Below are 13,969 nucleotides of genomic sequence, written 5' to 3'. Positions count from 1 at the left end.
CGACGTACCCGTCTCCGCCCGCCGACCCGACGGCGACCGGAGTCCCGCCCCGGACCGTGACCGTGCTGTCCTCCCGCCAGCGGGGCGGGTCGGGGGGCAGGGTGGACAGGTCCTGTGTGTCGACGGTCGCGTTGGTGATGCCCCAGGCGAGGCGGCGGTTGGCGCCGGCGATGAGGCCGGGGACACCGGGGACGGTCACGCCGTAGCCGTGCTCGTCGCCTTGGCCGTCGTCCCGGCCCGTGAGCGCCAGGCCCGTCTGGTACCACATGCTCGGCTGGGTGAACGGGATGTGCGGGTCGTTCGCGAGGATCGGGTGGCCCGAGGCGGTGAGGGCGCCGGAGACGGCCCAGGCGTTCGAGCCGATGGGGTGCTCGCCGTCGAGGAGCCCGTCGAGCCAGCGCCGGGAGGCGGGCGGGAGCGCGGCGGTGGCCGGGGGCGGGACGTACGCGCGGGGTGCCGTGGGGCGCGCGGCTCCGCTGCGGACCGTCACCGCCCCGTCCGCCGGATACCGGGGTTCCCCGAACGCGGCCACGTACTCGGGGTGTTCGGCGGCGAGCCGGGCCCGGAACGTCTCGTTCTTGATGTTGACCGCGAGGTCGAAGCCCAGGTGTTTGACGATGAGGACGGAGTCCAGCGGCGTCCACGGCTCGGGCCGGTAGCGCAGGAGGGCGAACTCGACGGGGAGGCCGCCGCGCCGCCGCATGCGCTGGACGGCCGTGTTCACGCCGGCGCTGAACGCGTCGAGGGCGGCCCGGTGGCGGGGCTCCAGGAGCCGTTCGGAGCGGCGGGCGACCCGGGTGAGCGCGAGCTTGCGGGCCCGCACGTCCTCCTGCACCGTCACCGCCCCGAACAGCTCGGACAGCCGCCCCCGCGCCCTGCGGCGCAGCACGTCCATCTGCCAGAGCCGGTCCTGGGCCTGCGCGAACCCGGCGGCGAAGTACAGGTCCCCCTCGTCGCGGGCGCGTATCCACGGCACCCCGCGCAGGTCGCGCCGGATCTCCGCGCCCCGCGCCAGCCCGGGCAGGCTCAGCGCCCCCTCGTCGACATGCGCCCAGCGACTGGGCAGGGCCGCCGCCGTCAGCGCACGGCCGATCAGGCGTTCACGCCGGTTCACGCGTCTCCTCCTGCTGGGCCGGCGCCGCGATGCCGGGGATGCGGCGGCCGACGAGTACGTAGATGGCGACGCTGACCAGCGCCAGGGAACCCACCCCGAGGAACATGGTCGTCCCGCCGAAACCGGTCAGCAGCAGCCCGCCCGCCGAGGGGCCGACGAACCCGCCGAACTGGGCGAAGGTCTGGGCGCCGAAGTAACTGCCCCGGTTCGTCTCGGGCGCGATCCGGTCGATGATCGCGAACTCGGCGGGCACGATGAACGTCTCGCCGACCGAGAAGACCACCATGGCCACCACGAACTGCCACGTCTCCTGCGCGGCGGCGAAGCCGACCATCCCCGCGAACAGCAGCAGCCCGCCGAGGATGATCGACGTCACCGGGTCCCGCTTGCCCGAGAACCGCGAGGCGATCATCTGGAAGCCGACGACGGTCACGGCGTTGGTGGTCAGCAGGTAGCCGAGGATCGTCGTCCCGTCGTGGAAGCCGATCGCGAGGTGCTGGGCGAGCAGCGCCGAGATCTTCCCGTGCACGGACTCCAGGAGCAGCCCGGCGACGATGAACCACAGCAGGCGCCGGTCGGTGGCCACGACACGCGCGCTGTCGCGCAGCCCGCGCATCACCGACCCGAACCGCTCACCCTGCCCGCCGGTGTCCTTCGCCGCCCGAGCGCCCGGGTTGAACAGCAGCGTCAGGCCGAGCAGCGCGAGGTAGCCGGTGTACACGGCCGCCGAGATCAGGAACGCCGTCCGCCCGCCGGACAGGCCCGCGAAACCGCCGACCAGCGGACCCACGGCGAAGCCGACGTTCAGCGCGAGGTACTGGTACGAGAACCACTTGACCCGTTTCTCGTCCGGCAGCACGTCGCTGAGCATCGCCTTGCCGACCGGGCCGAACGACGCCGCGCTCATCGACAGCGCCGCGTTGCACGCGAACACGGCCAGGATGTGGTGGCTGACGTAGAAGCCGAGGAACGACGCGACGACGCCGAGCAGGGAGAGCAGCAGCAGCCGGGGCCGGCCCAGGATGTCGGAGAGGGAGCCGCCGACGAACCCGGCGAGCACCGAGAAGAACACCGACGAACCGACGATCAGACCGACCGTCGAGGGATCGAGGCCCAGCTCCCGGCGCAGGAACACCGCGAGGAACGGGACGGTGAACGAGTTCGCCAGGCTCATGATCCCCGAACCGACGATCAGCAGCCTCGCGATGAACGGGGGCGAGGCGGTGGTGCGCGTCATCGTGGACGGTGTCCCTTCACGGCGTCGTGGGGGGTGTGGAACCGGTGCATCAGCCCGGACAGCGTCTCGGTTGCCGGTTTGCGCAACAACCCCTCGTGATCAGTTGCAATCTTCTCGCAACTGATCTCCCTGTTCAAAAGAGGTGCCCAGCCGGCTGTCAGGTCGCCCCGCCCGGCGTTCTCCGTCGCCTCCACCAGCAGCACGGGTACGTCGCCGAGCCCGCCGGACTCCGGCCAGTCCAGGGCCGCCAGCCGTACGTAGTCCGCGAACGCGTCCCGCAGCGGGCCGCCGAGCAGCTCGGCCGCCTCGCCCATCCGCCGCTCGACCCGGTCGAGGACCTCGGGCTCCGGGAGGGTCGCCAGCTCCTCCAGGACGGTCGCCGCGTGCTCCGCGCCGACGGCGGGGAACGCCGCCGCGAGGCTGCCGAGGAAGTACGCGAGCAGTTTCTCGCGGGGCTCGGACAGCTCGGTGCGCAGGGCCTTCGGGGCGAGGGCGTCCAGCAGGACCAGGGACAGGACCCGGTCGCCGTCGTCCACCAGACGCCGGGCGACCTCGTAGGCGAGGGCCCCGCCGAAGGAGTGGCCCACGAGGTGGACCGGGCGGCCCGACGCCTCCGCCGCGATGGCCCGGGCGCAGGACTCCGCCAGCACGGGGACGGTCAGGGCGTCGCCGTGCGCGCGGGCCAGCTCCCTGGTGGACAGGGCGTGGAAGGACCGCTCCGGGAAGTGGGCGGAGAGCTGGGCGTACGAGGGGGCCAGGCCCAGGATGCCGGGGAAGGCGAAGACCGGGGGCGGGCCGTCGGGGCGGGAGCGCAGGGGGAGCAGGACATCCGGTGTCACCCGCGCCGGGGGCATCGAGGTGAGCAGGTCGTCGAGCGGCGTGTGCGGGTCACCCGTGACGCGGTCCAGCAGCTCCGCGAACTCCGCCGCCATCCCCTCGACCGTCCCCCGGTCGAACAGGTCCGTGTTGTAGCGCCAGGTGAGCCGGAAACCGCCGTCCTGCTCCTCGGTGGCGTCCAGCACCAGGTCCGTCTTCGCCTCCTGCCCCGGCAGCCGGACGGCCGTCACCGTCAGGCCGTCCAGGCTCAGCGGCACGGTCTCGTTGTTCTGGACCACCAGCATCAGCTGGAACAGCGGGGAGTGGCGCGCGGTGCGCTCGGGGTTGAGCCGCCTGACCAGCTCCTCGAAGGGGACGTGCCCGCGTTCGAGGTCGCGGAGGGTCTGGTCGCGGACCTGGGCCAGCAGATCGGCGACGGTCCCGGTGCCGGGGACCCGGGTGCGCAGCACCACCGTGTTGACGAACATGCCGATCACGTCGTCGAAGTCGGTGCCCGGCCGGTTGGCGACCGGCGTGCCGACCACGACGTCCGGGTCCTTGCCCCGCCGGGCGACGAAGAGCGCGAAGGCGGCCTGGAGCAGCATGAACACGGTGACGTCCGCCGCCCGCGCCGCCTGCGTGAGGCCACCGCCCACCCGGCGGACCACGGTGTCCCCGTGGTACGTCATCCGCTCGGGCCGCTCCCGGTCCAGCGGCAGCGCGTGCTCGGCGGGCAGGTCGGCGAGCCGCCCCTCCCAGTAGCCGACGTCGTCCCGCGCGGCCGGCGTACCGAGCCACTCCCGCATGCTGTGGGCATAGTCGGCGTACGTCGCCGCGAGCGGCGGCAGCGGATCGCCCGGCGCCTGCTCGGCGAAGTGGGCGTACAGCACGCCCAGTTCACGCCCGAGGACGGCGTTGGACCAGCCGTCACCGGCCACGTGGTGCAGCGTCACCAGCAGCCCGTGCACCCGCTCCCCGAACCGCACGACCCGCACCCGCAGGGGCAGGTCCCGCTCCAGGTCGAAGGGCCGGGCGACCTCCTCGGCCGCCAGCTCCTCGACGACCCGCCGCACATCGGCTGCGGACGCCTCCTCGACGCCCGGCCCGGCACCATGCCCGGGCGCCTCCTCCACGAGCACCCGCACCCGCTCGGCGGGCAGCGCGACCGCCACGACCTCGCCGTCCTCCAGCCGCAGCAGACTCCGCAGCGGAACATGCCGGCCGGCGAGCGCGACGAACGCCCGCTCCAGCGCGGGCATGTCCAACGCGCCCTCCAGCACCAGCGACATGTGCAGGTTGTACGCGGAGCTGTCCGGCTCCATCCGCGACAGGAAGTACAGCCGCTGCTGAGCCGAGGTCGCCGGCCGCCGCTCCTGGTCCGGCGCCCGCAGGACCGGCAGCACCGGCCCGCCGTCCGGCTCCCGTTCCCGTACGGCGGCGGCCAGCGCCCGCGCGGTCGGCTCGCGCAGGAAGTCCCGCAGGGCGACGCTCACCCCGAAGTCGGTGCGGACACGGGCCAGCAGCCGGGTGGCCAGCAGGGAGTGGCCGCCCAGGTCGAAGAAGCCGTCGGTGGGGGTGATCCGGCCGCCGGGCAGCAGGTCGGACATGGCGGCGAGAATCCGGGCGACCACCGGGTCGGGGGCCGAACGGTCCGACTGGTCCGGCGCGTCCGGGACGGCCACGGTGTCGTCCGGCACCGGGTCCGGCAGGGCGCGGCGGTCCAGCTTGCCGTTGTGGGTGAGGGGGAGCGCGTCGAGGGGGACGAACACGCCGGGCAGCATGTACTCGGGGAGCACCCGGGCCAGGCGGCGCCGCAGCTCGGCGGGTGTGACACCGGCCCCCTCGGGGACGACGTACGCGACGAGCGCGCGGCCCAGCTTCGGCAGGTCCCGGGCGACGACCGCCGCCTCGGTCACCCCCTCCAGCGCGCGCAACGCGCCCTCCACCTCGCCGAGTTCGATGCGGAAGCCCCGGATCTTGACCTGGTCGTCCTTGCGGCCGTGGTAGACGAACTCCCCGTCCGGCAGGAGCCGGGCCAGGTCGCCCGACCGGTAGCCGCGCCCCCGGCCGCCGGGCAGCTCCACGAACCGCTCCCGGGTCAGGTCGGGGCGGCCGAGGTAGCCGAGGGCCACCCCGGGCCCGGTCACCACGATCTCGCCGGTCTCCCCGGCCGGCACCGGCGCCAGATGCTCGTCCAGGAGCAGGAACTCGAGGTCGGGCAGCGGGCGCCCGATCAGCGAAAGACCCCGGTCCAGGTCGGCGCGCCGCACGCGCCGGAAGGAGGCGTGGACGGTCGTCTCGGTGATCCCGTACATGTTGACCAGGGCCGGGGCGTCGTCGCCGTACTTGTCCGCCCAGCGCTTCAAGTCGGAGAAGTGCAGGGCCTCCCCGCCGAACACGACCCAGCGCAGCGGGAGCCGGTCGGGGTGGCGGACGTCCTCGGCGGCGAGCTGGTTGAAGGCGGTCGGCGTCTGGCTGAGCACCGTCACCCGCTCCTCGCGCAGCAGCGCGCGGAAGGCCACCGGGTCCTGGGCGGTCGCCTTGGGGACGACGACGAGCGTGCCGCCGTACAGCAGGGCGCCCCACATCTCCCACACCGACACGTCGAACGCGAAGGAGTGGAACAGCGACCACACGTCCTCGGGCCCGAACCCGTAGTGCTCCTCGCTGCTGCCGAACAACCGCAGCAGGTTCCCGTGGGTGACCTGGACGCCCTTGGGGCGGCCGGTGGTGCCCGAGGTGAAGATGACGTACGCCCGGCTGTCCCGGCCGGCGGACGCGGCGCCCGGGGCGCCGTCCCCGCTCGGCAGGGACGCGTCCACGCGCAGGACGGTCCGCGCGCCGGGCAGCCCGGCCAGGTCACCGGACGTGACCACCACCGCCGGGTCCGCGTCCTGGAGGATCACGTCGAGCCGGGCGCGCGGCGTCGCCGGGTCCAGCGGGACGTAGCAGCAGCCGACGCGCAGCACGGCGAGGGCGGCGGCGACCATGTCCGCCGACCGCTCCAGCAGGATGCCCACCGGGCGTGCCGGGTCGGCCCCCGACGCCCGCAGCGCGCCCGCGAGTTCGGCCGCCCGCTCGTCCAGCTGCCGGTACGTCAGCGACCGGCGCCCGCAGCGTACGGCCACCCGGTCGCCGTACGCCCGCACGGCGGCGGCGAACGCCTCGGTCAGCGATCCGGCGCGGGACACGACGGACGTGTCCCGCACGGGAGTCGTGCGCAGGGCGACCCGGCGGCGCAGTTGTTCCACACGGTCCTTGTTCATCGGAGTCTCCGGGTCCGTCAGAAGGCGAGCAGGAGGGCCGGGAGCAGGCCGGCGTCGTCCAGCCGGCCGAGGAACTCCTCCCAGTGCGGGGAACCGGCCACGTGCGCGGCCTCGTCCGGGTCGGCGAAGTCGAGGCGCTCACCGCTCAGTTCGTGCCAGATCCGGGCCAGCGACTCCCGGTCGGCGGCATCGGTCAGCGGGACCCGGTGCGGGTCGCCGTCGGGGCCCGCGAGCAGGCCCGCCAGCATCGACTCCACGGCCCGCAGCAGCCTCGCCGCCGTGGCGCCGGTGAACAGGGAGGCGTCGTACTGGAGCGTCAGGCTCCCGTCCTCCGTGAACCGGAACGACAGGTCGAACTGGGCGGTCGCGGGCGGCACTTGGGCCAGCGAACCGACCAGTCCCGGCACCCGGTCCAGGTCGAGGGGGAAGTTGTCCACCGTCACCAGGACCTGCACCAGCGGCGAGGTGTCGGGCCGCCGCTCGGCGCCGGAGACCCGCACGATCTCCTGGAACGGCAGGTGCTGGTGCTCCAGCGCCTCCAGCGCGCTCGCGGTCACCCCCCGCAGCAACTCGCCCGTCGTCAGGCCCGGTTCGACCCGGTAGCGGAACGGCAGGGTGTTCGCGAAGAACCCGATCAGGTTCTCCGTACGCGGCAGATCCCGCCCGGCGACCGCCGCGCCCAGCACCAGGTCCTCCTGCTGGGCGAACCGCGCCATGACCGCCGCGACCGCCGTGTGGAACACCATGAACGGCGTACTGCCGTGCGCGGCGGCGAACTCCCGTATCCGCGCCGCCGTCTCCGCGTCCCAGGACGTCGTCAGGTGTCCGGCCTCCCGCGAGCGGCCCTCGGTGCGCTCCACGTCGGTCGTCAGCGCCAGTTCACCCGCGCAGCCGTCCAGGTAGGTCCGCCAGAACGCCACTTCACCCGCCGCGCGCGTCGCGAGGAAGTCCCGCTGCCACAGCGCGAAGTCGCCGTACTGGACCGGCAGTTCGGGCAGCTGAGGGGTGCGGCCCTCGGTCGTGGCGAGGTACGCCTCGGTGATCTCGCGGACCGCGACGTCCGTGGACCAGCCGTCGGAGACGGTGTGGTGGCTGCTCCAGCGCAGGATGTGCTCGGTCGGGGAGAAGCGGTACAGGCGGGCCACGACCAGGGGGCCGCGCGTCAGGTCGAAGCGCTGGGCCAGGGCCTCGCGCTTGACGTACGCCTCGTGGGACCCGGCGTCGTCGAGGCCGGTCACCTCCTCGACCTCCAGGCGGACGCGCGCCGCCGGGTCCGGGGTCTGGTGGGGGACGCCGTCGCGGGAGCCGAAGCGGACGGAGAGGATCTCGTGCCGCTCGGCCAGCAGGTCCACGGCCCCGCGCAAGGCGTCCACGTCGAGGGGGCCCGACAGGCGCAGCAGGGAGGTGTTGTCGTAGGCCCGGTCGTCGGGGTCGACCTGGTGCAGGAACCAGAGGCTGGCCTGGCCCGCCGTCAGGGGGAAGGCGAGCGTGCCCGCCGGGCGGGGCGGGATGCTCAGGGCCTCGGGCGCGGACGGGCGGTGCGCGGCCAGTCCGTCGAGGTGGGCGGCGAGCGCGCGCGGCGTCGGGTTCTCGAACAGCAGGCGCAGCGGCAGGTCCTGGCCCAGACGGTCCCGCAGCCGCGCCATGACCTGCGTCGCGTGCAGGGAGTGGCCGCCCGCCTCGAAGAAGTGGGTCGTGGGGGAGGGCCTGCGGTTCAGGACGCTCTCCCAGACCTCGACGACCGTCCGCTCGGTGGGCGTCGCCGGTTCGCCGGCCTCCTCGCCGCTCCCGGACACGGCCGTCAGGTCCCACGCGGCCAGCGCCTTCGTGTCCACCTTGCCGTGCGGGGTGCGCGGCAGGCCGTCGAGCCGGACCAGGTGGTCGGGGACGGCGTACCGGGGGAGCACCTCGGCGAGCCGGTCGCGCAACGCGGACAGGCCGACGTCGATACGGCGGACCTCCGCGCCCTCCCCGCCCGCGTTCTCGGCTGCCCGGGGCACGAAGAAGCCGACGAGCTGCTTGCCGTCGCTCTCCGACTCCCGGACGACCACGGCACTCTCCTGCAACTCCCCGAGACCGTCGAACGCCCGCCGCACCTCGCCGAGTTCGATCCGGTGGCCCCGGATCTTCAGCTGGCTGTCGATGCGGCCGATGAACTCGAAGGTCCCGTCGGCGAGCCGGCGCCCCCAGTCGCCGGTGCGGTAGGCCACCGCCGCGTCGTCGAAGGGGTCGGGGACGAACGCCGCCGCCGTACGCTCGGGGTCGTTCACATAGCCGCCGCCCACGCACAGCCCGCCCACGTACAGCTCGCCCGGCGTGCCCACCGGCACCGGCTCGCGGTCCGCGTCCAGGACGTACACCTTCGCGCCCCGGATCGGCCGCCCCACCGGCACCGACGCCGCCCGCTCGTCGGCCTCGCCGACCAGCTCGAAGTGGGTGCAGTCGTCGGACACCTCGGTCGCGCCCCACATGTTCAGCAGGCGCACGGCGGGCAGTTCGCGGCGGAAGGCGTTGGCGCAGCGCGGGGTGAGGGTCTCGCCGCTGGAGACGACCCAGCGCAGCGCGAACGGCGGGAACGACTCGGCGCCGTGGTAGGCGAGTTCGGAGCTGAAGACGCTCAGCACGGACGGCGACACCTCCAGGACGGTGATGCCGTCCTCGGCGACCGCGCGCAGGAGGCGCGGCGGGTCCTGGCTGACCGGGTCCGGGTAGATCACGGTCGTCGCGCCGACCAGGAGAGGCGCCAGGAGCTGCCACACCGAGATGTCGAAGGTGGCCGCCGCGTCCTGCGACACCCGGTCGCCGGGGCCGATCCCGAGGTCGTCGAGCTTCGCCTCCATGTGGTTGAGCATGCCGTCGTGCCGCAGCAGGGCCCCCTTGGGCTCCCCGGTCGACCCCGACGTGAAGATCACGTACGCCGCGTCCCGGCCCCCGGGCACGGGACCGTCGTACGGCGCCGCCTCGCTGGAGTCGGCGAGGGCCTGCGCCAGGTCCAGCACCCGTACCTCCTCCGTGACGACGGGCCGGTAGGCGGCGTCGCACAGCACGGCCTTGGCGCCGCTGGTGCGCAGCACGGACGACACCCGGCGTACGGGCCCCTCCGGCAGCGGCAGATACACCGCGCCCACGCGCAACACCGCGAGGACGGCCGTCAGATGGTCGATGCCGCGCACGGCACCCAGCGCCACCACCTCGCCGGGCCGCACGCCCTGCCGATGGAGGTGCCCGGCGAGCGAGCCCGCCCGCGCCGCCAACTCCCGGTAGGTCAGCGCCTGTTCCCCGCACCGCACGGCCACCTCACCGGCGTACCGCTCCGCCGCCTCAGCGAACCGGGTCAGCGCGCCCGGCGCCGACAGCGGTACCTCCGGCTGCCCGGCGCCCGCCACGAGGCGCGTCCACTCCTCCTCGCCCAGCAGTTCACGCCGGGTGGGGACCGCGTGCGGGTGCGCGGCGACATGGGCCAGCGCGTTGCGGTACAGGACGCCGATCGCGCGCAACTGGTCCTCGGTGACCCGCTGGACGTTGGCCTCCAGGTCCAGCGAGAGGAGCTTCGTGAACGGGTCCTTGTTGAACTCCGTGCGCAGCGTGAAGTGCGTCTGGATGTACGCCTTCGCGTCCAGCACCTCGAAGCGGGTCGCCTCGGCGAGCTTCCCGTAGCTGTGGAAGTGCGTGTAGTTGAAGCTGATGTCCGTCAACTCGCGGGCCCCGGAGAGCCGTTGGAGTTCCGCGTACGGGTAGCGGCGCACCGGCAGGAGTTCGCTCTCCTTGTCGAACGCGGCCCGGATCAGGTCCCGCCAGGCCAGGCCCCGGCCGGGCAGCAGGTAGGGCACCACGTTGAGGTGGACGCCCAGCACGTCGGCGCCGCCCTCGCCCTCGAAGCGGCCGTTGGACTCGACGCCGAGCAGCACCCGGTCGCGCGCCGTGAGGACGGACAGGACACGCGCGTGCACGGCCAGCAGGACGTGCTTGAGGGAGACGCTGTGGTCGCGGGCCAGGTCGTCCAGCGCGTCCGAAAGGTCCGGGTCGACCGGCACGGCGAGGAAGCCCATCGTCCCCTCGTGCGTGTCCGAGGGACCGTCCGCCAGGCGCGGCAGCAACGTCGGCTCGGGGTCGGCGAGTTCCTTCGCCCAGAAGTCCCCGACCGTGGTGTCGTCGAGCGCCTGCCGCTCCAGCGCGATGTAGTCGGCGTACCGGCGCGCGGTGCGCGGGGCGGGCGGCAGGTCCGGGTTCTCGCGCAGCGCCCAGTAGTCGGCGAGCACCTCCGTGATCAGCGACGACTCGCTCCAGCCGTCGAGCAGCGCGTCGTGGAAGCTCATCGCGAACAGGAACTCGCCGTCGTCCAGCAGATGGACGGCGAACCGGATCAGCGGCGGCTGCGACCAGTCGTACGGGACGAGCCGCTCGGCCCGCTGCCAGGCGTCCAGCCGGGCGTCCTGCTCGCGCGCCGGCAGATCCCGCAGGTCGGTCACGGTGAGGGGCGCGGCGGCCGTGCGGTGCACGAGCTGGAGGGGCTGCGAGTAGCCGGAGAAGTGGAACGAGGTCCGCAGGATGTCGTGCCGCTCCACGACCCGCGCCACCGCGCGCCGCATCGCCTCGCCGTCGTAGGCGGCGCCGCGCAGCCGGAACATGAAGATGTCGCAGTACATGTTCACGTCGGTCTCGTACGCGCTGTGGAACAGCAGCCCCGCCTGGAGCGTGCCCACCGGGTAGGCGTCCTCGACGTCCAGCGCGCGCACGGCTTCGCGGTCGGCCGCCTCCAGCAGGGCGAACGGCACGGTCGGCGGCTGCTGTTCGCTCTCCGTGGCCCGCTCGGCCACCGCCGCCAGCGCGCGGGGTGTCTGGAGGGCGTAGATGTCGCCGAGTTCCAGCGAGATCCCGCGCTTGAGGGCCTCCGCGCGGAGCTTCAGGGCGAGGATCGAATCGCCGCCGACGCTGAAGAAGGAGTCGTCCGGGCCGACACCGCTCACGCCGAGCACGTCGCTGTAGACGGCGGCGATGGCCTCCGAGCCGGGCTCGGCGGCGGTCGCCTGTGCCAGGTCCGGGGCGGACTCGCGCAGCCGGTTGGCCGCACTCGGCGCGGGCAGCCGGGCCCGGTCCACCTTGCCGTTGTGGTTGAGGGGGATCTCCTCCACCGGCACCACGAACGCCGGGATCATGTACGCCGGGAGGCGGCGGCGCAGCTGCGCGAAGAGGGCGTCGGGGGCGAGGTCCTCGCCCGGGACGACGTACGCGACGATGCGCGCCACGTCGTCCCGGCCCACCCGGTCGCGGGAACCGCCGCGCACGAGGTCGCGGACGTCGGTGATCCTGAGGGACAGCTCCTCTTCCTTCACGACGGGACCGGCGCCCGCCTTCGGCGCGGTCACCACCACCGTCGCCTGGCGCACACCCGGGACGTCGTTCAACACCGCCTGGATCTCGCCGAGTTCGATACGGAAGCCGCGGATCTTGACCTGGTCGTCCTTGCGGCCCTCGTACGCGTACTCCCCGTCCTCCGTGAGCCGGGCCAGGTCGCCGGAGCGGTAGGCGCGCCCGACGCCGGGCAGCTCCACGAACCGCTCGCGGGTCAGGTCGGGGCGGCCGAGGTAGCCGAGGGCGACGCCGGGGCCGGTGACCAGGATCTCGCCGGTCTCACCGGCCGCGACCGGGTTCAGGCCGTCGTCGACCAGCGTGAAGTCCAGGTCGGGCAGCGGCCGGCCGATCAGCGAGCGGCCGTCCTTCAGGTCCGTGGCGCGGACGCGGCGGTGGGAGGCGTGGACGGTCGTCTCGGTGATGCCGTACATGTTCACGAGCGCCGGGGTCTCGTCGCCGTACTTGTCCGTCCAGCGCTTGAGGTCCGAGAAGTGCAGGGCCTCGCCGCCGAACACGACGTGCCGCAGCGGGAGCCGGTCCTCGTGCCGGGCGTCCTCCGCGATGAGCTGGCGGAAGGCCGTCGGGGTCTGGTTGAGGACGGTGACCCGTTCGTCGGCGAGCAACCGCCGCAGCGCGCGCGGGTCCTGCGCGGCTTCCCGGGGGACGACGACCAGCGTGCCGCCGTACAGGAGCGGGCCCCACATCTCCCACACCGAGAAGTCGAAGGCGAACGAGTGGAACAGCGTCCAGACGTCGTCCGGGCCGAAGCCGTAGAGGGGTTCGGTGGTGGTGAACAGGCGCAGGACGTTGCCGTGCGAGACCTCGACACCCTTGGGGCGGCCGGTCGTTCCGGACGTGAAGATGATGTACGCGCGGGTGCCGTGCCGCGCGGGGTCGCCGGTCACGGGCGCCGGCAGCGGGCCGTCCACGGGTACGGCGGTCACCTCGGCGGGCAGGCGGGCCGCCAGCTCCCGGGTGGTGACGACGACCGACGGGGCGGCGTCCTCAAGGATCAGCTCCAGGCGGGCGGCCGGAGTCGACGGGTCCAGCGGCACGTACGACGAGCCCGTCCACAGGGCCGCGAGGGCTGCGGCCACCATGTCGGCGGACCGCTCCAGCAGGATGCCGACCGGGCGCTGCGGGTCGGCGTCGTGGGCGGTGATCGCGGCGGCCAACGTCCGCGCCCGGACGTCGAGTTCGCGGTAGGTGAGCGTCTCGTCGCCGCAGCGTACGGCGGTGCGGTCGCCGTGCGCGCGGACGGCGGCGGCGAAGCCCTCGACGAGGCTGTCCACTCCGGCCAGAGGCGAGGTCGGCACAGTCTTCTCCTTCATGTCAGCCTCCGGTGGTTCCGGTACGGGTGAGGGGTGCGGTCAGCTCGGCCAGGGCCTCCTGGAACGCGTCGCGCAGCCGAGCCGCGGTCGCGGCCGGGACCAGGTGCTCCTGGTGTTCGAGGCGGAACACCAGACGGTCGCCGTCCCGCGCGCCGTACAGGCTCACCGCGAACGCGGTGTCCCNNACGGCGCGCACCTCGACGCCGTCCAGGTTCTGGCGGGCTCCCGACCAAGGGATCGCGAAACCGTCGCCGAGCAGGCCGTCCGCCGACTGCTGGAACGTCAACGTCGCCTGGAACAACGGGTTCTGGCCGTGCCTCGGGGGTTCGATCTCCCGGACCAGCCGGGCGAACGGCACGGCCGCGCTCCGCTGGGCGGCGCGGACCTCCCGCGCGGTGCGGGCGCGGAGATCCTGAGGGTCGGCACTGAAGTCCCCCAGCAGCGGGACCATGTCGACCAGGCAGCCGACGGTCCCCGCGAAACGCCAGTCGTCCCGGTGGTGGTACGGGGTGCCGATGACGATGCGCTCCTCGCCGGTCACCTCGTGGAGCGCGCGGAGCCAGGCGGCGGCCAGCAGCACGAAGGGGGTGTGGCCGTGGGCCCTGGCGTCCTCGTAGACCCCGGCCGCGTCCGCCGCGAAGTCGAGGAGAGAGGCGGGGGTACGGCGCCGGGGCGCGGCGGAGGCCACCGGGAAGAGCAGGTGGTCGCGCAGGGGACGCCACTTCTCGACGGCCTCGGCGAGCTGGGCCTCGGTGGCGGTGGCGCGGTGGCGGAGCCACTCCGCCGCGGTGGGGGGTTCGGTGGGGGTCGGGAGGTCGATGCCCAGGAGGTCGGCGAGGAGGTCGGCCAGGAC

The 13,969-nt window shown here is 73.7% G+C and carries 5 protein-coding genes and 1 pseudogene; all 6 read right to left on the bottom strand.

Translation table 11 applies throughout. The annotated features are described in order from the left end of the window. On the bottom strand, nt 1-1,114 hold a 1,114-nt coding region (locus AOK24_RS10060), incomplete at its 3' end, for a penicillin acylase family protein (RefSeq protein WP_167376819.1). Then, on the bottom strand, nt 1,101-2,351 hold the full coding sequence (locus AOK24_RS10055; protein WP_055719711.1) for an MFS transporter: 1,251 nt from the start codon (nt 2,349-2,351) through the stop codon (nt 1,101-1,103). The genes AOK24_RS10055 and AOK24_RS10060, both read right to left, overlap by 14 nt. Then, complete coding sequence (locus AOK24_RS10050) at nt 2,348-6,433, bottom strand: non-ribosomal peptide synthetase (protein ID WP_055719710.1); 4,086 nt, start codon at nt 6,431-6,433, stop codon at nt 2,348-2,350. The genes AOK24_RS10055 and AOK24_RS10050 overlap by 4 nt, the downstream gene beginning before the upstream one ends. Before the next feature lie 17 nt (nt 6,434-6,450). Next, nucleotides 6,451-13,116, bottom strand: a complete 6,666-nt coding sequence (locus AOK24_RS10045; RefSeq protein WP_055719709.1) for an amino acid adenylation domain-containing protein — start codon at nt 13,114-13,116, stop codon at nt 6,451-6,453. Between the two features lies 1 nt (nt 13,117). Next, nucleotides 13,118-13,299, bottom strand: a pseudogene (locus tag AOK24_RS52685) (hypothetical protein); the annotation flags it as partial. 2 nt (nt 13,300-13,301) lie between these two features. After that, a partial coding sequence (locus AOK24_RS10040; RefSeq protein WP_240553770.1) for a condensation domain-containing protein occupies nt 13,302-13,969 on the bottom strand: 668 nt, incomplete at both ends.

Source organism: Streptomyces niveiscabiei, assembly GCF_001419795.1.
GTDB classification, from domain to species: Bacteria; Actinomycetota; Actinomycetes; order Streptomycetales; family Streptomycetaceae; genus Streptomyces; species Streptomyces niveiscabiei.
This window is presented reverse-complemented; position numbering and strand designations above follow the sequence as displayed.